At 60.7% G+C, this 23259-nt stretch carries 18 protein-coding genes; all 18 read left to right on the forward strand.

Annotation, left to right across the window (positions count from 1 at the left end; translation table 11 throughout):
- Positions 1 to 6 precede the first annotated feature (6 nt).
- The 18 genes from icmH to MNODULE_RS16915 all read left to right on the forward strand — a co-directional run bounded on the left by icmH (position 7) and on the right by MNODULE_RS16915 (position 23212).
- Positions 7 to 702, forward strand: coding sequence for a type IVB secretion system protein IcmH/DotU (icmH, locus tag MNODULE_RS16830; protein WP_168061970.1), 696 nt, complete (start codon positions 7 to 9; stop codon positions 700 to 702).
- Positions 699 to 4301 (forward strand): type VI secretion system membrane subunit TssM, encoded by a 3603-nt coding sequence (gene tssM, locus MNODULE_RS16835; protein ID WP_168061972.1) that lies wholly within the window; start codon positions 699 to 701, stop codon positions 4299 to 4301. Before icmH ends, tssM begins: the two co-directional genes overlap by 4 nt.
- Positions 4302 to 4314: 13 nt before the next feature.
- Positions 4315 to 5295 (forward strand): type VI secretion system-associated protein TagF, encoded by a 981-nt coding sequence (tagF, locus tag MNODULE_RS16840; RefSeq protein WP_168061974.1) that lies wholly within the window; start codon positions 4315 to 4317, stop codon positions 5293 to 5295.
- A gap of 22 nt (positions 5296 to 5317) precedes the next feature.
- Entirely contained in the window at positions 5318 to 6901 is a 1584-nt protein-coding gene (gene tssA / locus MNODULE_RS16845) for a type VI secretion system protein TssA (protein WP_168061976.1), read from the forward strand.
- A gap of 34 nt (positions 6902 to 6935) precedes the next feature.
- Positions 6936 to 7424, forward strand: coding sequence for a type VI secretion system contractile sheath small subunit (gene tssB / locus MNODULE_RS16850; RefSeq protein WP_168061978.1), 489 nt, complete (start codon positions 6936 to 6938; stop codon positions 7422 to 7424).
- 96 nt (positions 7425 to 7520) lie between these two features.
- Positions 7521 to 9008: a type VI secretion system contractile sheath large subunit gene (gene tssC, locus MNODULE_RS16855; RefSeq protein WP_168061980.1), complete on the forward strand. Its 1488-nt coding sequence runs from the start codon at positions 7521 to 7523 to the stop codon at positions 9006 to 9008.
- A 260-nt stretch (positions 9009 to 9268) separates the two neighbouring features.
- Positions 9269 to 9757 (forward strand): Hcp family type VI secretion system effector, encoded by a 489-nt coding sequence (locus MNODULE_RS16860; protein ID WP_168061982.1) that lies wholly within the window; start codon positions 9269 to 9271, stop codon positions 9755 to 9757.
- Positions 9758 to 9768: 11 nt separating this feature from the next.
- Positions 9769 to 10185, forward strand: coding sequence for a type VI secretion system baseplate subunit TssE (tssE, locus tag MNODULE_RS16865; protein ID WP_168061984.1), 417 nt, complete (start codon positions 9769 to 9771; stop codon positions 10183 to 10185).
- 30 nt (positions 10186 to 10215) lie between these two features.
- Positions 10216 to 11007, forward strand: a complete 792-nt coding sequence (locus tag MNODULE_RS16870; protein ID WP_168061986.1) for a hypothetical protein — start codon at positions 10216 to 10218, stop codon at positions 11005 to 11007.
- Positions 11008 to 11015: 8 nt separating this feature from the next.
- Positions 11016 to 12776 (forward strand): type VI secretion system baseplate subunit TssF, encoded by a 1761-nt coding sequence (gene tssF, locus MNODULE_RS16875; protein ID WP_168061988.1) that lies wholly within the window; start codon positions 11016 to 11018, stop codon positions 12774 to 12776.
- Positions 12740 to 13774, forward strand: a complete 1035-nt coding sequence (gene tssG, locus MNODULE_RS16880) for a type VI secretion system baseplate subunit TssG (RefSeq protein ID WP_168061990.1) — start codon at positions 12740 to 12742, stop codon at positions 13772 to 13774. Before tssF ends, tssG begins: the two co-directional genes overlap by 37 nt.
- A gap of 120 nt (positions 13775 to 13894) precedes the next feature.
- Entirely contained in the window at positions 13895 to 16549 is a 2655-nt protein-coding gene (tssH, locus tag MNODULE_RS16885; protein ID WP_168061992.1) for a type VI secretion system ATPase TssH, read from the forward strand.
- Positions 16550 to 16653: 104 nt separating this feature from the next.
- Positions 16654 to 18807 carry a type VI secretion system Vgr family protein gene (locus tag MNODULE_RS16890; RefSeq protein ID WP_168061994.1) on the forward strand — a complete coding sequence of 718 codons (2154 nt, stop codon included), beginning with the start codon at positions 16654 to 16656 and terminating at the stop codon, positions 18805 to 18807.
- Between the two features lie 18 nt (positions 18808 to 18825).
- Entirely contained in the window at positions 18826 to 19323 is a 498-nt protein-coding gene (locus MNODULE_RS16895; protein ID WP_168061996.1) for a DUF6484 domain-containing protein, read from the forward strand.
- A gap of 24 nt (positions 19324 to 19347) precedes the next feature.
- Positions 19348 to 20373 (forward strand): DUF2169 family type VI secretion system accessory protein, encoded by a 1026-nt coding sequence (locus MNODULE_RS16900; protein ID WP_168061998.1) that lies wholly within the window; start codon positions 19348 to 19350, stop codon positions 20371 to 20373.
- Positions 20374 to 20390: 17 nt separating this feature from the next.
- Positions 20391 to 20771, forward strand: coding sequence for a DUF4150 domain-containing protein (locus MNODULE_RS16905; RefSeq protein ID WP_168062000.1), 381 nt, complete (start codon positions 20391 to 20393; stop codon positions 20769 to 20771).
- A gap of 12 nt (positions 20772 to 20783) precedes the next feature.
- Positions 20784 to 21854 (forward strand): hypothetical protein, encoded by a 1071-nt coding sequence (locus MNODULE_RS16910; RefSeq protein ID WP_168062002.1) that lies wholly within the window; start codon positions 20784 to 20786, stop codon positions 21852 to 21854.
- A gap of 2 nt (positions 21855 to 21856) precedes the next feature.
- Entirely contained in the window at positions 21857 to 23212 is a 1356-nt protein-coding gene (locus MNODULE_RS16915; protein WP_168062004.1) for a hypothetical protein, read from the forward strand.
- Positions 23213 to 23259: the final 47 nt, after the last annotated feature.

A 23259-nucleotide genomic window follows, 5' to 3' on the forward strand; every position in this document is an offset into this window, starting at 1 on the left:
GCTTCAATGGCAAGCGCGAATGCAGGAGAAAGAAAACGGCTGGTCGATCTTTTCTCCGACCTTTTCATCTTGGGGGCCCATCTGAAAACCGCACGCGACTACGGCACCCCCGACGCATTGCGGATGCGGCTGGTGGAGATGTTCAACGCGGCGGAGCGGGAGGCGAAACGCCTCGCGGTTCCCGACGACGCGGTCCAGCAGGCGCGCTTCGCCGTCGCCGCTTTCCTCGACGAGATGATTCTCGGCGTCCCTTCTCCCCATCGCGACGCCTGGTCGGCCCGGCCGCTGCAGTATGAATTCTTCCGGGAAAACGTCGCCGGGGTGGAGTTCTTCAACCGGCTCGACGGCCTTCGCAAATCAATCTCTTCCAATCGTGATGTCGTAGAGGTTTATTATCTCTGCCTGGTCCTCGGGTTTGAGGGGCAATACAAGCTCCACGGACGGGAGAAGCTCAAAGATCTGATCGACGGGCTCGCCCGGGAGATCCAGCCGAGGCCGGGAGAGGTCCCGCTCCTTTCGCCGCACGGCAAGCGCCCGGACGAATTGATCGAGATGGTGAAGCAGGGGATTCCCTCCTGGGTGGTGGCCGTCTCCTGTTTTGCGATCGTCTTCCTTTTATATATTTCCCTTTCTCTTCTCATCAGCCGGGACGCCAACGGAATCGCAAATGAGATCCAGCAATTGATCGGGGGGGGACGATGAAGTTTTTGTTGAAAGGTCTCAAAGCCCTCGTCAATGCGATGACCCGATTCCCCCGGGTCACGGCGGCCGTCGCGATTTTTCTGCTGATCTGTCTCATCTGGTTCGCCGGCCCCTCCCTCTGGCTGGAGAAGCTCGAAACGCGGCTTTTTTTGATTGTCGCCATCCTCTTCTTCTGGTCGCTCTTCCTCGTGATCGACCGCTACCGCGCCGAGCAGGGGGCAAAGCAGCTGGAGAAGTCGCTTCAAAAACAGGCGCAGGAGCAGGCGGTCAGCAGCCGGCCCGACCGGAAGGAAGAGATCGAGGAGCTCGGAGGCCAATTCGACAAGGCGGTCGCCGCGCTGAAGCAGTCGAAGCTGGGGAAGGGCCGCTCCGGGAGGACCGCCCTGTATGCCCTCCCTTGGTATATGTTCATCGGCCCCCCCGCTTCCGGGAAGAGCACCGCATTGTTACATTCCGGCTTGCAGTTCCCTTATCTCGGCGGGTCGAGCCGCGGGGTGCAGGGGGTCGGCGGGACGCGCAACTGCGACTGGTGGTTCACCAGCGAGGCGGTCCTCCTCGATACGGCCGGCCGCTACGTCACCCAGGATGAAGACCGGGAGGAGTGGTACGGCTTCCTCGATCTTCTGAAAAAACACCGGAAGGGGAAGCCGATCAACGGGGTCCTGGCGGCGATGAGCATCGTCGAATTGCTGGAGGCGAGCGAGGAGGATCTGGAGTGGCACGCCAAAAACATGCGGGCGAGAATCGACGAGCTGATCCAGCGGCTCGGCATCGTCTTTCCGGTCTATCTTCTTTTTACCAAGTGCGATCTGATCCGCGGCTTCGTCGAGTTCTATGAAGACTTCAGCAAAACGGAGCGGGAGCAGATCTGGGGGGCGACCCTGCCGAAGAATCCCCCCGCCGGCGCCTTGCCGCAACAGCTCTTCGACGCGGAGTTCGGCCAGCTCTTCAACGCGCTCGACGCCCGGCGGCTGGCGCGGCTTGCCTCCGCGCGGGGGGCGCAGAAGGTCCGGGACGTCTACGGCTTCCCGCTGCAGCTGGCCTCCGGACGGGAAAAGATGGCCCGGTTCGTGGAGCTGGTCTTCGCCCACAATCCGTATCAGGAGAATCCGGTCTTCCGCGGATTCTACTTCACCAGCGGAACGCAGGAGGGGAGGCCGATCGACCGGATTCTCACCGCCGTCAGCCGCGCCTCAGGCCTTTCCGAGGCGGTCAGCGATTCGTTCGGCTCGGAAGTCGAGTCGAAGAGCTACTTCATCAAGAACCTTTTCACCGATGTGATCTTCCAGGACCAGGTTCTGGCGGGACCTTCCAACGCCATGACCCGCCAGCGCGGCGCCCTGCGGGTGGCGGTCTTCGTCGGGTCGGTCCTCGTCACGATCCTTTCCGTCGTCGGTCTCTCGTTCTCCTTCGTCGGAAACCGGGTCTATCTCGGCTCGATCAAGTCGAGCGCGTCGACGGCGGCCGAGATGGCGCCGGGAGACGAGCGGCAATTCCCGAAAAATGTTGCGCAGCTGGACCAGCTTCGGGAGGGGCTCGACCGGCTCGAAAGCGACGCGGAGGGGGGGATTCCTTTCCGCCTGCGCGGCGGCCTCTACCGGGGGGGGACCCTCTATCCGCCGATGCGGGATCTTTATTTCCAGCGGCTCAACCAGCTCCTCCTCGGCCCGACGCAGGGGGCGATCGAAGCCGATCTGGAGCGGTTCGCGTCGAATCCCCGGCAGCTTCCGGAAGGGCGGGACTTCGATTATTACTACATGCTTTTGAAGATCTACCTGATGATGTCCGATCCGGCCCATCTCGATCCGTCCTTCCTCGACGAGCGGCTGCAGCAGATCTGGCGGGAGATGCTTCCGGCCCTCTACGCGAACCAAGTCCCGGAGGGGCTTCAAGACGGGATCGCCAAGCAGGTTTCTTTTTACAGCCGCGCCGCAAATCAACAGGGGATTCCCCGGCTCACGCTGAATGAAAAGCTGGTCGAGGAGGTTCGCCGGGGGCTTCGGGCGATTCCGTTGGAGGAGCGCCTCTATACGCGCATCCGCCGGGAGGGATCGGAAAAGTCGGAGCCGTATACCCTCAAGACCGCCTTGAAGGGGGACGGAGAGGGGGCCCTTCTCAGCGATTACAAGATCCCGGCCATTTTCACCGAGGCGGGATGGAAGGGCCCGTTCAAAGAGTCGCTCGATCGGATCCTTCAAGAAAAAGAGGTCGGCGGGGAGGAGTGGGTCCTCGGCGAGCCGGAGCCGGAGCGGACGACGGTGGCGGCGGGGATCGAGAAGCGCTACTTCGACGAATACCAACGCCAGTGGCGCGGATTTATCGAATCGATCCGGCTGCGGTCCGCCGAGGGGATGTCCGAGACGGCGAAGCTCTTCGAGGTTCTCTCGCAGGAGAATTCGCCCTTGGTGGCGCTCTTTACCGAGGTTGATCGAAATACCTACCTTCGAAAAGAGTCCGCGCCGCTCGATGGCGGCGCGATGAAGGGAATGGTCGAGCGGGTGAAGGAGAAGTTCGGAATGGAGCGTTCCGCCGAAACGGAGGGGACCCCCGCCGCTTCTTCTGAGCCGACGCCGGTTTCGACCCGGTTCCAATCTTTCCATGATTTCGTGACCTCGGCCGACCCGAAGAAAGAGCCCCCGGTGACCCGTCTCGTCGCTGAATTGCGCAGGGCGTATGACGTTCTTCAACCGCTGGCGGAATCGGGCGATGCGGCGGGGGCCAAGGCGTTGGTCCAGGGGATGGCGAGCGGGCAGTCGAACGATCTCTTCGTCGCTCAAAGGAACGCCGAGCGCCTTCTCCAGACGGCCGACGCGGAGGTCCGCCGGGTGGTGGCCCCGATTTTCCTGGAGCCGTTCAAGATGGCCTCCTCCGGGCTGGTGAGCGGGGCGATGGCCGACCTGAACCGCCGGTGGCGGGGTGAGGTCTACGAGCCGTGCCAGCAGAGCATTGCGGGGCGGTATCCCTTCAAGAAGGGGGGAGAAGATGCGACCCTGACCGACATCGCGGAGTTTTTCCATCCGCAGGAAGGGACCCTCTGGAAGTTCTACGAGAAGGAGCTCAAGCCCTTCGTCGAAGAGGGGAGCCGCCGCTGGGAGGTCAAGCGGACCTCGGCCGCCCCGGCGATGTCGCCCGACTTTCTGGAGTCGCTCCGGCGGGCCCGGCACCTCTCGGAGAGTCTCTTCCCGAGGGGGAATCCCGATCTGAAGCTGTCGTTCAGCCTCTATCCTTACCCGAGCTCCGGGGTGACCGAGATCCTTCTCTCCGCCGACGGAAAGGAACTCCGATACCGGAACGAGCCGCAGGAATGGCATGAATTCTCCTGGCCCGGACCTTCCGGGACACCGGGGGCGATGCTTCAGGTCCAGAGCGGCGGCTCCCGGCAGATGCAGCAGTATGGAGGCCGATGGGGTTTCTTCAAGCTCCTCGACGCGGCAAAAATCACCCCGGTCAGCAGTATCGTTTACAAGATCGAGTGGGAGCTGAAGGGGCCGGATGGAAAGGCGATTAAAGTCCGTTACGACCTGAGAGCGCAGAGTGTGAAGAATCCTTTCAAGTCGGGATTCTTCTCAGAGACGTTGTGTCCAGGCAGAATCGGTTAGGAGAATAGGATCCATGGGAAACGGAACCTTCGGCTGCTTCGGAAAACTCCCGATCCATTCCGATTTTATTCGCTTTCGCGCGTCGGGTGAGGAGGTCCGCGCGCTCGATCAATGGCTGCAGGAGGGGATCCTCGCCGGGAAGTCCCGGTTGGGGAGGGGATGGGAGGCCGATTATTTTCAGGCCGATCCGTGGAATTTTGTTTTTCAGGTGGAGGGGACCGACAGCTTTCTCATCGGGACCCTGGCGCCGAGCCGGGATCAGGCGGGACGCTCCTACCCCTTCTTTATTTTCCTGAGGGTCGACCGGAAGCGGTTCGCCGCGCCGATTCAATTCGCCCCGATGACGTACGCCTCTTTTTTGAATGAGGCGGCCGCGCTGGCGCGGTCGGGCGGGTCGGGGATGCGGTTGAAGGAGTTTCTGGAGCATCTCGAACGGATGAACCTTCCCATCCCGGACGACCGCGCCCCCGCGGCGGAGGAGGAGAACTATCGGCGTTTTTTACAAGGGGAGCCGAGCCGGGCCTTCTGGACGGCGCTCTTTGGAGAGTTCGAGCACCCGAAAAAATATCAAGTCGATCAGAACCTTCTGGCGATTCTGGGGCCGATGCGCCAAACTTCTTCGAGCCGGCTCGGTTTCGGTTTAAGGTTTCCGCTGATCGCTTCGGAGAAGAACCGCAAAGAGGACATCCCCCTCTGGATTGATCTGATCGCCCGGATGCTGAAGCGGCCGCCGGCCGCTCTCAACTTATTCTGGAATCGAACGCCGGCGAAAGGGACCCCCTGGATGATGCTCTTCATGGGGCCCCCCTCGGCGAAGAGTTTTCTCTCCCTGATCGCCCCGAGCCTCGACGGCGGGACGGCGTATGAGTTGGCGCCGGAGACGGCGGTTGAACTTCAGACGGTGAAAGAAAAGGTCGATGCCGGGAGACGGGCGGTTTTGGAGAACGGCGAGATATCGTTGGCTGCCTTCCTAGAGAAGATGGGAGCGGTTTAAAAATCTCTTTACGGAGTTTCTCATGAGTGACGAAATCGCAGAGTGGGTTGGAATCGGGTCGACGCCGATTCGCTCCGACGCCCCTTCGGGCGATTCGGCCAAATATGATCCGCTCTTCGAGAAGCTTCAGGCGGAGATCGGAAAACTGGAGGCGCTCTCCGGCGGCCCGGTCCAATGGAAAGAGGTGGTCGGATCCGGTCGGGAGATTTTGGAAAAGAAATCGAAGGATCTCCTTGTGGCCAGCTACGTCTCCGTCGGACTGCTTGAGCAACGGGGGTACGCCGGTCTTTTGGCGGGGCTCTCCTGCATGGAGGGGATGGTCGAAGCGTTCTGGGAGACCCTTTATCCGGAGACGAAGCGGATGCGGGCGCGGATCAACGCGCTGATCTGGCTTTCCGAAAAAGGGGGCGTGGCGGTCGGGCGCAAGAAGCCGGTTCCCGGCGAGGGAAAAGAGGTTCGCGCCTGCAGCGAGAAAATCGACGCTCTTGAGAAATATTTCGGCGAGAAGCTCGCAAACGATTCTCCGGGGCTTGGCGATCTGCGCCGCGCTGTCGACCAGTGGGCGCGGGAGGTCGAGAGCGCCGAAGCGGCCACGGCCCGGACCGAATCGCCGGCGCCAAGCGCCTCGACGTCGCCGGAGTCGGCCGGACCGGCGATCTCTTCCGGCAAGATCGAGTCGATTGAAGAGGCCGAGCGGGCCTTCGGCGAAGCGGGCGACGTGATCCGCCGGGCGGCCGACGTCGTCCGGGGCCAGCAGCCGACGAACCCATGGCCCTACCAGATCATGCGCGCGCTGACCTGGTCGCGATTCGACGGGCTTCCGGCCCATACCGATTGGGAGACCCGCATTCCGGCCCCCCCTTCCCATCTGGTGGAGAGCGGGCGCCTGCTGGTGGAGCAAAGAGGTTGGAAGGATCTGGTTGATCAGGTCGAAGCGCAACTTCCGGAAAATCCGTTTTGGCTCGACCTACAGCGCCTCAGCGCGCTGGCCCTTTCCAATCTCGGTTCTTCTTATGCCGGAATCAAAAGCGCCGTGTTGGGTGAGGTTCGGATCTTGCTGCAGCGGCTTCCCGATCTGCCGAGATGCCGTTTCGCCGACGGGACCCCCTTTGCCGACGATGAGACGCAGCAGTGGATTGAGAAAGAGGTCCTCTCCGGAGGAAATGGAGCTTCGAACGGCGCCGGGGAGGGAAGCGCCGCAGACGCGCGGATTGCGGAGACGCGGGCGCAGGCCAATCAACTTCTCGGACAGGGAGAGGCGAAGGGAGCGGTCGCTCTTTTTCAAGAACGAATCAATGGGGCCGCGTCGCGGCGCGAGCGGTTTCTATTGCAGCTGGCGTTGGCCCAGCTTTGTCTGGATGCCGGGCATCCGAAGGTGGCCCTCTCTCAACTCGATGCCCTTCAACGGGAGATCGATCGTTTTTCCCTGGAGGAGTGGGAGCCGGCGTTGAGTCTGGAGGTGCTTCGGGCCTCCTGGCGCGTGTTGAACCGGTTGTCCCGGGATTCCGATCCGGGCTCCCCCGAGTGGGCCGTTCGGGCGGAGGCGATTTACGGGCGGATCAGCCGTCTCGACCCGGTCTCGGCGTTGGAGTTGGATCGGAAATAAAAATTTTTGTATTCATTCAAAAAGGAGAAAACCAATGGCAAAAGAATCATCCGTCGCACCGAAGGAACGGGTCAATATCGTCTACAAGCCGGCCACGGGGGGGGCGCAGGCGGAAGTCGAGCTTCCCTTGAAGATGCTCATGATGGGAGATTATACACTGCGGAGCGAAGAGACGGCTCTCGAAGATCGGAAGCCGATCAACATCGATAAAGATAATTTCGAAGAGGTCATGCGGAACCAGGAGCTGAAGATCTCGTTGAATGTGGCCAATAAGCTCTCCGGGAAAGAAGGGGAGGAGCTTCCGGTCAACCTGAAATTCGAAAAGATGAAGGACTTCGGTCCCGAATCGGTGGTGGAGCAGGTCCCCGAGCTCAATAAACTTCTCCAGCTTCGAACCGCGCTCCAGGCGCTCAAAGGACCGTTGGGAAACATCCCGGCTTTTCGAAAGAAGATCGAAGGCCTGATCTCCGACGTGGCGGCCCGAGAAAAATTGCTCAAAGAATTGGGTGGGGAAAATAAATAAGCTGTCAGCGGTCAGCCGTCAGCTTAGAAGTTTATAAAATCTTTAGCTGAATGCGGACGGCCGATCGCTTCTTTTATCAAATAAGGAGACAAGAACATGGCGGAACAAACGGAAGAGAAGCAGGCGGGGGCGGTTGAAACAGCCGAGGGAGAGACCTCTCTGCTCGACACCATCCTGCAGGAAACGAAATTAAAACCCTCCGAGGAGGGATACTCGATCGCAAAGCGCGGCGTGGAGGCTTTCATCGCCGAGCTTCTGACCCCCGATCGAAAAGGGGCGAAGGTCCACCAGACGGTCATCAACGATATGATCGCCGAGATCGACCGGAAGCTGTCGTCCCAGGTGGATGCCATCATGCATCATCCGACCTTCCAGAAGATCGAATCGGCCTGGCGGGGGCTGAAGTTCGCGGTCGACCGGACCAACTTTCGGGAAAACATCAAGTTCGAGCTCTTGAACGTCTCCAAGGAAGATCTCCTCAACGACTTCGAGGACGCGCCGGAGATCACGAAGTCGGGTCTCTATAAGTTGGTCTACACGGCCGAATACGGCACGTTCGGAGGCAAACCGGTCGGGGCGATGATCGCCAACTATGACTTCGGGCCCGGCCCGCAGGATGTGAAGCTTCTCCAATACGCCGCCAGCGTCGGGGCGATGGCCCATGCGCCGTTCATCGCGGCGGCGGGACCCCAGTTCTTCGGGCAGGAGAGCTTCCTCGGCCTCCCCAACCTCAAAGACCTCAAATCGATCTTCGAAGGGCCGCAGTATATCAAGTGGAATTCTTTCCGCGAATCGGAGGATGCGCGCTACGTCGGCTTGACCCTCCCCCGTTTCCTGCTCCGGCTTCCGTATCATCCGGAGAACAATCCGGTCAAGGCGTTCACCTATACCGAGGATGTCAGCAAGAGCCATGAGAGCTACCTCTGGGGGAACACGGCGTTCGCTTTCGCGACCCGGATCACCGACAGCTTTGCGAAGTACCGGTGGTGCCCCAACGTCATCGGGCCGACCAGCGGCGGCGCGGTGGAAGATCTCCCGGTTCACACCTTCGAATCGATGGGCGCGCTCGAGACCAAGATTCCGACCGAGGTCCTGATCTCCGAGCGGCGCGAGTTCGAGCTGGCGGAGGAGGGATTCATCGGATTGGCGATGCGGAAGGGGAGCGACAACGCCTGCTTCTTCTCGGCCAACTCCTGCCAGAAGCCGAAGTATTACGGCCAGAGCAAAGAGGGAAAAGAGGCCGAGACGAATTACAAGCTCGGCACGCAGCTTCCCTACATGATGATCATGAACCGGATGGCCCACTACCTGAAGGTCCTACAGCGCGAGCAGATCGGAAGCTGGAAGGAGCGGGTCGATCTGGAGAAGGAGCTGAACAAGTGGATCGGGCAGTATGTTTCCGATCAAGACGTCGTCGATCCGGCGGTCCGCGGACGGCGGCCCTTGCGCCAGGCCGAGATCACCGTCAGCGACGTGGAGGGAGATCCGGGCTGGTATAAGGTCGACATGAAGGTCCGCCCGCACTTCAAGTATATGGGCTCCTTCTTCACCCTCTCGCTGGTCGGGAAGCTCGATAAAAAATAACGGCGGTTTCCGGAAATCGGAATCCTATTTTGAAATACGGAAAAAGGGAGCGAAGCGGGACGCTTCGGAAGGAAGATCCCGGGAAGAAAAGGCCTCTCAGAATCGAGGAAACGGGGATGAAATGCCGCCGCTCTTCTTTTTGATCGATGATCCGGAATGGTATTCCCTTTGCATTAGATGCCGATCGGGTTTCGAAAGAGGGTTTGAAAGAGAATCACTCAAGGAATGACACTCACAACTAAACGAAGGAGGAAATGACCATGCCGATGCCAGCACACATGACCCTGAAGGGAGAAAAGCAGGGGGACATCAAAGGAAACTGCACCATGAAGGGACGGGAAGGGACGATCCTGGTCCAGGCCCTCGACCATGAGATCCGCATCCCCACCGACATCCAAACCGGTCTGTCCGCCGGAAAGCGCATCCACGGCGCGATGAAGGTCGTCAAGGAATTCGACAAAGCCTCTCCCATGCTCTATCAAGCCCTCTGCACCGGGGAGCATCTGACCAACGTGACCCTCAAATTTTACCGGGTCTCGATGAAAGGCACCGAGGAGCAATACTTCACCATCACCCTGGAAGATGCCGTCGTGGTCTCCATCCGACCCTGGATGCCGAACTGCCTCGACAAATCGATGTCTTCTTACGGTCATATGGAAGAGCTCGCCTTTACCTATCGGAAGGCGTCTTGGAGACATGAGATCGACAAGACCGAAGCGCAGGACGATTGGGTCGTTCCGATCGAGTAGAGGTTTAAGCAATGGCGCGTGAAAAGTCCCTGTTGGAGCGGCTTGCCGATCCAACAGGGTACCGCCCGCTCACCGTCGAGGAGAATACGCAGGAGCTGGCCGACTCCATCTTGCGTCATCTCCGGAATATGCTCAATACCAAGCAGGGCCATTCGTTGACCCAGCCCGAGTACGGCATGCCCGATGTGACCGAGTTTATCCAGAACCTGCCGGAGATGGTCGAGGTGGTTCAGCGGGGAATCCGAAATTCGATCGAAAAGTTCGAGCCGCGTCTCAGAAACGTCACGGTGACTTATGTCCCTTCGCAGGACATCGCGACGAACATCCGATTCGAAATTACCGCCGAACTGGTGACCGAGCGGGACGAGGCCTCCGTCTGGTTCGAAACGGCGGTGACCCCGACGGGACAGATCGAAATCCGGGGGTAGGGGCGGCAATCATCGCAAGGAGGTGGAACGATGGCCGGGAAAAAAGTATGGGTGACCTGGTTGCCGGCGGGAAAAGAAGCGCCGCAGCCTGAGGGTGCTTTAAAGGCGCTGACCACCGTGGGATTGCAGGTCAGCGGCTCTCTCTGGATCGACGATCTGGAGAAGATGGCCTGGTACGATCTCGGCACCACGCTTCAAGACCCAACGCAGGCCGATCTCTGGCTGATCGCGGGAAGAGGGGAAGATTTCCGGTCGGCGCGGTATCGTTACGGCTTGTCGCTGGTGACGGCGATGGCGCGGGACGGCCGTGGAACCGGCTTTCCGATTCTCTGTCTCAGCTTGGACACGGTTCCCGATGCCGAGGCGATGCCGACCCTGATGCGAGGGCTCCGATTTCTTTCGTCCGCCGATGCCGGCTGGGCCGCGAAAATTGCGGCGTCCTTTCTGAAAAAGGGCGAAGGCCCCACAGGGGACTTCCGTTTCAGTGCGACCGGCCATCCCTATATCGGGCAGTGGTTCGAGGTGGGGCCGCGCGAGGGAGAGTGGCAGGGGGTGATGTTCGGCGTCAGCGGCGAGGGAAAGATTTCCCATCATCTGGTCGGACCGAAAGGCCAGCTTCCCGAGAAGAGCGTGCTTGAATACGCGACGCAGGGAATTACGGCCGAAGTGAGCGGCGTCGAATACACCGCCTGGTCGGTGCAGAACAAGCTCGGCCAGAACGATTCGTACTACATCAAGGTAGAGGGGTATCCCTCCAAGGTGATGTTCGGCGGCCATCCCGGAACCGATCAGGCCGAGGTAACGATTCTAAGTCTGAGTTAAGGACCCCCATGGCCTTCAACAAATACTACCAAGACGAGCTGACTTTCCTCCGGGAGATGGGGCGAGAGTTTGCCCGGGCCTATCCCGCGGCGGCCCCCTTCCTGGCCGACCGGGGGAGCGATCCCGACGTGGAGCGGCTATTGGAAGGGTTCGCCTTTCTCACCGGCCGCATCCGCCAGAAGCTCGATGATGAATTCCCCGAGCTGATTCATGCCCTCATGAGCCTCATGTGGCCGCACTATCTGCGGCCGATTCCGTCGATGTCGATCGTCGAGTTTACCCCGATCACCGGAGCGGTCCGGGAGCGTCAGCCGGTCCCGCGCGGGACCGAAGTCGCCTCGCTTCCGGTCGAGGGGATTCCTTGCCGATTCCGCACCGCTTTTGACCTCGATCTTTATCCTTTCAGCATGGAGGAGGCGCTCGTCCAGACCTTGCCCGACGGACGATCGGCCCTGCGTCTTCGATTCAAACTGAGCCCGGGAACGACCCTCTCGCAGGTTCGCCTGGAGACCCTTCGATTGTTCCTCCACGGCGACCCGGCATATACCCTTTATCTTTGGCTTTGCCGGTATGTTTCCGAGATTCGTGTTCGCGCCATCGTTCAGGGCAAACCTTCTCAAGAAAGCACCCTCCCTCCCGGCCGGATCGAGGCGGGGGGATTTTCCGAGGAGGAGGCGCTTCTTCCTTATCCCAAAGGAGCGTTCGACGGCTACCGATACCTCCAGGAGTACTTTACCTTTCCGGAGAAGTTCCTCTTCACGACCTTGACCGGTCTTTTCCCGGTGACCAAAACGATGAAGGGGGAGGCGTTTGAGATCGATTTTGTCTTCTCGAAGCCGCCGGCCGCCTCCCTTCACATCACCCGGGAGAATGTCCGTCTTTTCTGCACCCCGGTGGTCAATCTTTTCCAAATGGAATCCGATCCGATCCGGGTCAACCATCAGCGGGTCGAGTATCCGATCCGGCCCGCCGGGGCGAGTCCGATCCAGTATGAGACTTATTCGGTCGACCGGTCGGTGGGATGGGTACGGGGGACGGCGGAGGAGCAGGAGTATCCGCCGTTCGTCTCCTTCCAGCATCACCTCGGTCCCGCAGGGCGCCGGCTCACCTATTATCAAACGCGGCTCCGGGGGGCGGTGGTGGGGGATGGAACCGACACCTCCGTTTCGTTCGTCAACGGGGAGCAGACGACGGTCGTTCCGCCGACGGAGACGGTGGTTTTTCACCTTACCTGCACGAACCGCGCGCTTCCGGGCAAGCTCCGGGTGGGAGACATCCAGGTCCCGACCGACCGCTCGCCGGAGTTCGCCCGCTTCCGGAACATCACCAAGGTGACCCCGGCGATCCGGCCCCCGGTGGGAGGGGATCTCTATTGGCGGTTGATCTCGCATCTGTCGCTCAACTATACCTCCCTCTCCAGCGTCGAAGCGCTGCGCGGGATCCTGGAGCTTTATAATTTTCCGTCGCTCTACGACCGGCAGGCGGGACGGGCCAACGAGCGCCGGCTGGAAGGGATCATCGGGATCGAGAACCGGGGGGAGGATCTCCTCTTCCGCGGCGCGCCGGTGCGGGGGATCGCGACCGCTCTGGCCATGAAGGAGGATCACTTCGACGGGGAGGGAGATCTCTTCCTTTTCGCGACGGTGTTGAACGAGTTTCTCTCGCTCTATGTTTCTCTTAATTCCTTCAGCCGGTTGACGGTGAGGGGAGTTCAACAAGGAGAGGTCTATTCATGGCCGCCGAGGATCGGTCGACAGAGAGCCCTTTAGAGGGGCGGCCTTTTGAGGAGGCCGAGCGGTATTCGTTCTTCCAGCTCGTCCGGCTGCTGGAGCGGTACCACCAGCCGCGGGCGCGCGTCGGCGGGGAGGGACCGGCTTCGGGGGAGATCCTCCGGTTCCGGCCCGATGCGTCGCTCGGCTTTCCCGCCTCCGATGTGGTTTCTGTGGAGGAGATCCCGGCGGCCGACGATCAGCCGGCCCGCGTTCGGATCACGACGAGCTTCCTCGGTTTGTATGGAAGCACCTCTCCCTTGCCGGTCTTTTACACGGAGGAGATGCTTCGCCGGGACCCCGAGGAAGATCCGGTCCGGGCCTTCATCGATCTTTTTCACCATCGGCTCCTCTCTTTGTTCTATCGCTGTTGGGAGAAGTACCGGTATCACATCCAGTTCGAAGGGGAGGGGAAAGACCCCTTCTCCCGGCGGATGTTCGGCTTCATCGGTCTCGGCACCGCCGGGCTGGCCGATCGGACCGATCTTCCGGCCGCCCGCCTGATTCGATATGCCGGGCTCCTGACGCAGAAGCCCCGCTCCGCCGCCGCGCTGGAGGGGATGGTCGGCGATTTCTTCGGAGGCATTCCGGTTCATATCGTCCAGTGGGTGGCCCGGTGGGTGACGATTCAACCGGAGCAGCGGATTCGGCTGGGAGGGGCGAACAACCGGCTCGGCGTCGACGTTTCGCTCGGGGAGAAGGTCTTGAGCCGAAGCGCCCAATTCCGGGTGGTGCTCGGCCCGATGCGGTATGACGCTTATTTATCGTTTCTTCCCGACGGAGAATCGTTCCGGATGTTGAATGCGCTGATTGTCCTCTTCTTGAACGACCCTTTGGAGTTCGACATCGAATTGCAGGTGCATGGAGAAGAGATCTTGCCGCTTCAATTAAAGAGTGAAGGGGGCGGCCGGCTCGGCTGGACCACGTGGCTCCCGACGGAAAAATTCGAGGATGGGCGGGCAAAATCGGTGGTGTTGGAGAGAGCGGCGGCAGCGTAGGGGCGCACCGACGTGTGCGCCCGCCCTTGATTTCGATTGTTAGATTAAAAATGATTCCGATAAATCGCAAGACCCGGGCGGACACACAGGTCCGCCCCTACAGAAAAAGGAGACCCATTTATGATCGGTGTCGATATCAAATCGTTGCTTCGGCGTTTGAACCGTTTCTCCACCCGTTCCCTGGAGGCGGCGGCGGGGCTTTGCGTCTCGCGCAGCCATTATGAAGTCGGCGTTCCCCATCTGCTGATGCAGATGGCGGAGGACCCGGCGGCCGATATCCAGACGATCTTGAGACGTTTCGGGATCGAGCCTTCCCGGCTTCAGAAAACGCTTCAGCGGGAGCTGGAGAGCCTTCGCAGCGGCAACGCCGGAAAGCCGGTTTTCTCCCCGACGCTCCTGGAGTGGGTGGAAGAGGCCTGGCTGATCGGATCGATCGATTTGGGTTTAAGCGAGATCCGCTCCGGGGCGCTGCTTGCGGCGCTGATCGGAAATCCGAGCCGGTATGGCTTGGACGAGGCGGTCGAGTTATTGGAGGCGATCCGGCCCGATGAGCTGAAGCGGAAGTTTTCCGAAATCACCGCCGGCTCTTCGGAGCAGGCGGCCGATCGGCCGCAAGAAGGGGGAACCACCGGGGCGGCGTCGCGTGGAGAAGAGACGGCGCTCGGCCGGTTCACGATCGATTTCACGGCGCGGGCCCGCAGCGAGGAGATCGATCCGGTCTTCGGCCGCGATCGGGAGATCCGGCAGATGATCGACATCCTGGCGCGGCGACGGAAGAACAACCCGATCGTCGTCGGCGAAGCGGGGGTCGGCAAGACCGCCGTCGTCGAGGGATTGGCGCTGAAGGTGGTCCAGGGGGACGTCCCCGACATTTTGAAGGGGGTCGATATCCTCGGCCTCGATATGGGGTTGCTCCAGGCGGGCGCCGGGGTGAAGGGAGAATTCGAGAATCGTCTCAAGTCGGTGATCAACGAGGTGAAGGCGTCGCCGAAGCCGATCGTCCTCTTCATCGATGAAGCGCATACATTGATCGGGGCCGGCGGGGCGGCGGGGATGAGTGATGCGGCCAACCTGCTGAAGCCGGCGCTGGCGCGCGGCGAGCTGCGGACGATCGCCGCGACCACCTGGTCGGAATACAAAAAATATTTTGAGAAAGATGCCGCGCTGGCGCGGCGGTTCCAGCTGGTCAGTCTCGAAGAGCCGTCGGAGGAGGGGGCGGTCGTCATCCTCCGCGGATTGCGGGAAAAATACGAAGCGTCGCACAAGATCCCGATCCTCGACGATGCCGTGGTGGCGGCGGCGAAGATGTCGAGCCGGTACATCTCCGGCCGGCAGCTTCCGGACAAGGCGGTCGATCTTCTCGATACCGCCGCCGCCCGGGTGAAGATCGGGATGACCAACCGGCCGAGCCACCTGGAAGACACCGAGCGGCGGATCCAGGTCCTGGAGCGGGAACGGGGGGCCTATCACCGCGACATGGCCGGCGGCGCCGAGATTGACCCGGTGCGGGTGCAAGAGGTGGACGAGGAGATCGCGGGGCTCCGGGATGAATTGTCCCAGCTGGAGAAACGTTGGAAAGAGGAGAAGGAAGCCGCCGAGTTGGTGAAGTCCCTTCGGGAGAAGTTGTCGGCGGAGACGAACGCGTCGGCGCGGGAGCCGCTTCAGAAAGAGCTCAAGGCGGCCAAAGAGGCGCTGGCCAAGATTCAAGGAAACGATCCGCTGATCAAGGTTGAGGTCGACTCCGACGTCATCGCGAAAGTGATCTCCGACTGGACCGGCATCCCGGTGGGGAAGATGGTCCAGGACGAGGCCCGGTCGGTCCTCGAATTAAACGGGCGGATGATCAACCGGATCAAGGGACAGGACCACGCGATCGATTCGATCGCCCGGGGAATCCGCGCCGCCAAGGCGGGGCTCGGAAATCCGCGCGCGCCGATGGGGGTCTTTCTCCTCGTCGGACCGAGCGGCGTCGGCAAGACCGAAACGGCGCTGGGGCTCGCCGATCTTCTCTTCGGTGGAGAGCGCTTCATGGTGACGATCAACATGTCGGAGTTCCAGGAGAAGCACACCGTCTCGCGCCTGATCGGGTCGCCCCCGGGATATGTCGGCTACGGGGAAGGGGGAATTCTCACCGAGGCGGTCCGCCAGCGTCCTTACTCGGTGGTCCTCCTCGACGAGGTCGAGAAAGCCGATCCCGAAGTGCTCAACCTTTTTTACCAGGTCTTCGATAAGGGGATGCTCTCCGACGGCGAGGGACGGGTGATCGACTTCAAGAACACGATCATTCTGTTGACCAGCAACCTCGCCACCGACATCATCATGGAGTCGTGCGCCGACGGCAACCGCCCTGCAGTGGACGATCTCAGCGGCGCCATCCGCCCGGTGTTGAGCAAACATTTCAAGCCGGCGCTCCTTGCGCGGATGACCGTTGTTCCTTATTATCCGATCGACGCGACCGCCATGAAGGGGATCGTCGAGTTGAAGCTCCGCCAGGTCGGCGCGCGGCTGATGGAGAGCCAGCGGATGGTTCTGGAGTACGATCCATCGGTAGTGGAGCAGATCGTCCAGCGCTGCACCGAGGTGGAGACCGGCGCGCGGAACGTCGATCACATCCTCCAGGGGACGCTGCTGCCGAAGATCTCGACCGAGATCCTGGAGCGGATCGGGGGGGGGCCGCTGCCGGACAAGCTGCGGATCACCCTCGATGCGGAAGGGGGTTTCCGGCTTTCGTTCGGTGAATACCAAAGCGATCAGCCCTTGGCGGCGAACAGTTAGTAGGGGCAGGCGGTGCCTGCCCTGTTCCTAAATCTTGAAAAGATAAAAAATGCGGACGGCCACAGGGGGCCGCCCCTACCTGCGCATTGCACATGAGGTGAACCATGGCCATCATCCGAGCAAAAAATGAGACCGACTATGCCCTCAAGATCGACGGGCAGGCAGCCGATCTGCTGAAGGTGGTCCGGTTCTCCGGAACAGAGGCGGTCTCGGAACTGTTTCACTTCAGCGTCGATCTCGCTTCGAAAAACCAAGGGATCGACTTTAGCGCCGTTCTAGGGAAGCCGGCGACCTTGACGCTGCGGGGTCCGGGGGGAAAGCGGGTCGTTCACGGGCTGGTCCACTCCTTCGAGCAGACCGGAAATATCGCCGCGTGGGCCTGTTATCGGGCCGGAATCGTTCCGACCGTCTGGCCCCTCTCGCGTCTTGCCGACTGCCGGATTTTTCAGAATTTGAGCATTCCGGATATCATCAAGAAGGTCCTCACCGACAGGGGGATCTCCTCCGACCAATTCCGGTTTTCGTTGAAGAAGAGCTACAAGCCGCGCGACTACTGCGTCCAATACCGCGAGAGCGACCTCTCTTTCATCACCCGGCTGGCGGAGCAGTACGGTCTGTTCTATTTCTTCGAGCATACCGCCGAGAAGGATGTGATGGTCATCGGCGACGATTCGGTGGCGCACGTTCCGGTCGAAGGAAAGAAGGCGCTGCTCTATTCCACGGGGGGATCGCCGGAGGAAGAGTCTGTCACCGAATTCCGGCTGAATCAGGGAATCCGCTCCGGCGCCGTTTCTCTGCGCGACTATGACTTCAAAAAACCGGGGCTCAATCTGGAGCAGAAGGCGAAGGCGGAAGGAGACGGAAAGCTGGAGGTCTATGATTATCCCGGCGAGTATGTCGCTCCGGATGAGGGGAAAGACCTTGCGAAGGTCCGTCTGGAAGCGTTTCAGGCGACCCGGCAGGTCGGGTCGGGTCAAAGCGATTGCAGGCGATTTGTGCCGGGCTATCTTTTCGCATTGAACCGCCATCCAAGGTCTTCCTTCAATCAGGATTATCTTCTGGTTCGGCTCTCCCAAACCGGAAGCCAGCCCCAGGTCCTCGGGGCCGACACCGGCGGAGGGGGCGGAGAACTCGCCTATCAGAACGACTTCGAATGTATCCCGTCGGGGATTCCCTACCGCCCGCCGCTGACGACCCCGCGTCCTTCGATTCAAAGCGTGCAGACCGCCGTCGTCGTCGGACCGGCGGGAGAGGAGATCTACACCGACGCGCACGGAAGGGTGAAGGTCCAGTTCCATTGGGACCGCCAGGGGAAGAAGGATGAGAAGAGCTCCTGCTGGCTTCGCGTGGCGCAAATCTGGGCCGGACCGGGATGGGGATCGATGTTCATCCCGCGGATCGGGCAGGAGGTGGTCGTCTCTTTCCTCGAAGGCGATCCCGATCAGCCGATCATCATCGGCGCCGTTTATAACGGGATGAACGTCCCCCCCTATGCCCTTCCGGGGGAGAAGACGAAAAGCGCCATCAAGACGAACAGCTCGCCGGGGGGGGAAGGGTCGAACGAGATTCGGTTCGAGGATGCGAAAGGGAGCGAGGAGATCTACCTCCACGGCCAGAAGGATTGGACGATCGGCATCGAGAACGACAAGAACCAGAAGATCGGCCACGACGAGACGCTGGAGGTCGGGAACGACCGGAGCAAGAAGGTCATCAAGAACGAGACCGAGGATGTCGGCGAGAACAAGTCGATTACGGTCGGGAAAGACCATAATGAGTCGATCGGCAAGAATGCCGGCGTGAGCGTCGGAGAAAACGCCAGCCTCAGCGTCGGTAAAGATCATACGATCGACGTCGGAAAGAACCAAAGCGTGACGATCGGTGAAAACCAAACCCTCTCGGTCGGGAAGAACCTTTCGGAGACGATCGGAGAAGGGGCCAATGTGTCGATCGGAAAAGATCTCTCGGCTTCCGTGGGAAAGAACCTGAATCTGGATGTGGGGGAGAGCGCGTCGGTCAAAACGGGGAAGAAGGGGACGGTCGACATCGGCGATGCGCTGAGCGTGGATGTCGCCAAAAAGTTGGATATCCATGCGGGCGACGCGATCAAAATCGTCAGCGACAAGGAGATTGTCCTGACGGCGGGAAGCGCCAGCATCACCCTCAAGAAGAACGGCGATATCACGATCAAAGGAAACAAGATCAACATCAAAGGGGACGGCGATATCGTGATCAAGGGGTCGAAGGTCCAGCAGAATTAAGATTTTGGAGAGCATAGGATGGCGAAACAGGAGTTATACCGAGAGAGCGCGGAGGTGCTGCACAATCAGTACCTTTCCCCGCGCATCGGACGGCTTGCCCCCCCCGGTCCGGCGGGAGAAGTGCTGGTGGAATACGAGGGGAGCACGAAGGTCGCCCGGTCGGTTTCAGGGATCAGTCGAAGCGAGTTGGCCAAGCCGGAGAACCGCGGCCGCGACGTCCTCCTCCTCTTCGAGGTCGGAGATCCGAACCGGCCGATCATCATCGGTTTGATGGAGGACCCCCTCGACCGCCTCGTCTCGATGGAGGTTGCCCCGAAACCGGCCGACACGCCGAAAGAGGTCGTCGTCGACGGAAAACGGGTGACGATCGAGGCCGAGGAAGAAGTTGTCCTGAAATGCGGCGCCGGGAGCATCACGCTTCGGAAAGATGGGAAGATCATTATCAAAGGAACGCATCTCCTCTCCCGGTCATCCGGGCCGAACAGAATCAAGGGGGGAAGCGTCAACATCAACTAAACGTCATCGCTGAGCGACCGATCGATGCTTCAACTCAAAAACACCACGCCATTTCAAGCCGGGATGGCGCTCTTTCCGAATGAACAGGGAATCGACACCCTCTACATCACACTGAAGGCGACCTTTGAAATCGGGAAGGGGCTGGCCGTCGCGGCCGAGCAGCGGCCGGTGGTGCTGGCCGATGAATATTGGGGAGAGCCCGGCGTATCTAGCCTAAAGTATGCTTCGGAAGCGCACCTGGCCAAACCCGCCACCGATGTCATCTTGGTCGGAGAGGCCTGCGCCCCCGACCAACGCCCTATCTCGCAAATCGATGTGACGGTCGCCGTCGCCGATCGGAGGAAGACGGTCCGCGTTTTCGGGGACCGGATCTGGGAGGGGGGTCTGGTGGGCCTTCGAATGACGTCGCCGACGCCGTTCGAGAGGGTGCCGCTGATCTATGAGCGGGCCTTCGGCGGAGTTCACCAGGCGGAAGGGGTTGCATTGTTCGAGGCCCGCAACCCGGTCGGCTGCGGGTTCGTCGGGAAAAAAAGGAAAAAAGAGATCGAGGGAATGAAGATTCCGAACCTGGAGGACCCGGCCGATCTGATCGGGAAACCGGGCGATCAACCGCCGCCCGCCGGCTTCGGTTCGATCTCCCCCGCCTGGGAGCCGCGGAAGTCTTTTGTAGGGACCTATGATGAAGCCTGGCAGAAGAAACGCGCCCCTTTTCTTCCGAATGATTTCAATCCGCGCTTCTTCAACATGGCCCATCCCGACCTGGTTTGCAAAGGTTACCTGAAGGGAGGGGAGCCGGTCGAGGTGGTCAACGCTTCACCGAACGGTCCTCTCAGATTGAAGCTGCCGACCTGTTGGGTTGAGGCTTCCGTGCAGGTGATGGGAAAGCTGGAAAAGCCGCCGCTTTATTTAGAGACGGTTTTAATCGAGCCGAGCGCATCGGCCCTCTGCATGACTTGGCGCGCCGCGCTGGTCTGCGGGAAGAAGGCGATGAAGGTCGAGCAGGTGGAACTGCTCCTTCAGAGTCTGGATGTAAAAGGAAAGGCCGCCTAAATCAAAGGAGGTTCATCATGCCGGGCACCGTTTTCGCCAATAGCCGCGGGGTTGCTCACAAAGGAAGCGGGGGAATGAGCACCGTTTTTCCCGATGTTTGCAAGACCCCTTCTCCCGCCGGTCCGATCCCGATTCCCTATCCGAATATCGGGATGGCTTCGAACACCAGCGGCGGTCCCTCGAAGGTCAAAACCGACGGACAGATGCCGATGGTCAAGGGATCGAAATATTCGATGACCAGCGGGGACGAAGCCGGATCGGCGGGCGGGGTGATGAGCAGCTCGATCAAGGGAGAAGCGGAGTTCATGATGTATTCGTTCGACGTGAAGTTTGAAGGGAAAAACGCCTGTCGAATGGGAGATCCGTTGTTCCATAACAAGAAAAATATTATGGGATAGATGAACAATCGGGTGAAGCCACACGTCTCAATTGTCGGGATCGGAACCGTCACGTCGGTGGGGTTGAGCGCCGCGCAGACGGCGGCGTCGGTGCGCGCCGGTGTCAGCCGCCTCTCCGAGATCGGGTGGGAGGGAAAAGACGGCAATCCTTATCGGGGCGGCTTCCTGAAAGAGGAGCGGTTGCCCGGCTTGCATCGGAAGGTCGTCGATATCACCGCCGACTCGGTCCCCGCGCGGCTGCTTCAGCTCGCCGGTCCGGCGCTCAAAGAGGCGGCGGAGACCCTTCCGTCGCGGGGTGAATCGATCGGGCTGATCATCGGATTGCGGAGCCTGGAGCCGCTTCAAGGTCTGGCTCCCGAAACCTTCTTTGAAAACCTGATGCGGCAGTCTCAGGTGCGTTTCGATCCGCGCGCAAGCACGATCGTCGTCGGCGGCCGGGCGGCGGGGCTTCTGGCCATTCAGGAAGCGGCGCACCGCATCGCCGGTGGGTTCGACCGTCCGCTGATCGCCGGGGGGATCGACAGCTACTACGCGTTCCCAAGGCTGGTGGATCTCGATTTCGACGGCCGGATTCTCAACGAGGCCAATCTGGATGGTTTCATTCCGGGGGAAGGGGCCGGCTTCGTCGCACTGGCGCCGGCCTCACGGCGGCCTGAGTCTCGCCCGCTGGGACGCCTCCTCGCCACGGCGAAAGGTTTTGAGCCGGGACATCTCTATTCCGAGGCGCCGATGCAGGCCGAAGGGATGACGCAGACCTTGGCCGATCTCTTTGAGCAGGTCTCCCCCGAGTGGCTCCCCTGTTATACGGCGTATGTGAACTTGACCGGCGAGCAGCTCGGCGCCAAGGAATGGTCGATCGCATCGATGCGGAACCGGCCGTTTCTGAGCGAGGCGCTAAATGTGCTCCATCCCGCCGAAGCGTTCGGCGAGGCGGGCGCGGCGATGGGGCCGATTATGGTCGCGCTGGGATTAAGAGGGTGGATGCGGGCGTATCACGCGGGGCCGCTGCTCGTCGCCTGCTCGGCCGACCATGGGGAGTGCGCCGCCGTCTATCTTGCGCCGAACCGGAAAGAGGAGGGATAGCGATGCCCGAGTTGGGTGAAGCGGTCGCCGGGGGGATCGTCAAAGATCCCAAGATAAAATACATCTTGGCGGCGATCGAGAAAGTCACCTTCGCAAGCGGCATCAACATTTTCGATGTCCAGGCCGGCGGCGCGGAAGTCGCGCTCCCCCCTTCGGGGACGCCGCACTGGGGGGGAGGGAAGACCTATCCGGCCGTTTACGTCCGCCAAGGGGGAGCGGGCGAGACGAAAGAGCTGAAGGTCAAGGTGAAGTGGAACCAGAAGGACTGCGACGGCTCGGCCAAGCTCAAAGGGAGCTCGACCGACGGGAAAATCGTCATTGAGGGCGATTTCAACATCAGCGGGGAGAAGGGCGACGCCGAAGTATCGTGCAAGTTCACCAAGAAGCCCGATCTGGTTGCGAACTACGGCAAGGGAGTCGGAATCCAGTGGACCGTGGAGGCGGGGGGCGAAACGGCGGTCGCTCCCGGCGGCGGACCGCTCCAATTGTTTTTCGTCGACGGCAAGCCGCGCCCGATCGGCTGGAGCTACAAGAAACATTATCTCAGAGTGATCGACTGGAGCACCGCCTGGGCCGCGGGGAAGTCGGGCAGCGCCGCCGTCTTCAACGCGCTGTGGGACAAGTTTTCGGACGGCAGCGCGGCCCGTGTGCCGCATGCCACCGGTTTTTCGTACTGGAAGACGGGCAGCCCGGTGCAGGACCTAAAGACGTTGATCACGCCGGGGGGGCCCGTGCTGAAAAAGGGGTGGAGCTGCCGGGCGATTGCGCATCTCTTCATGGAATGTATGGCGCTCCACGGCATGAAGTGCCTGGAGGTCATTCCCGAGACGCCGGGAGGGACCCTTATGTTTCTGGTCCAGAATTGGGAGATCAAACCCTCGCCGATCCCGAACTGGGAACAATGGCCCGATGTCTACTACGCCGGAAGCTGGGTGCACATTGATAAACCGCCGCTGAACATCGCCGCATCGACATCTCTTAAAAAGAAAGTCATCGCCTCGGGGCCGGTGGCGCCGGGCGGCGACCCGCCGACCGCGTCAACGAAAGATCTGATCGAGATCGACTTAAAGAAAAAACCGGGCGTTCCGGCGCAGGGCCAGCCGAAGGCGCCGCTCGGCTTCAGCAATCACTGGATCGTCGAGGCCGGCGGCTCGCTCTATGATACCTCCTACGGCGCCAAACATGCCAACGACATCATCAAATATGGGCAGAGCGCGGTGGCCGGCTGGATGGTGGGGAGGCTGGAAGACGAATACAAAGGCGGGTTTCTCTGGCTGAAGAAAAAGAAATCGAGCGCGTGGCTTTGCCGCGCCCTTGCAAAATATAACCTGGTGAGGAATAACGGCAATCAGAACTGACCGGATCAGGGAGGCCGCCGCAGCGGCGGGGCACGCGATGGGAGCCT

This window comes from Candidatus Manganitrophus noduliformans, from assembly GCF_012184425.1.
Classification (GTDB): domain Bacteria; phylum Nitrospirota; class Nitrospiria; order SBBL01; family Manganitrophaceae; genus Manganitrophus; species Manganitrophus noduliformans.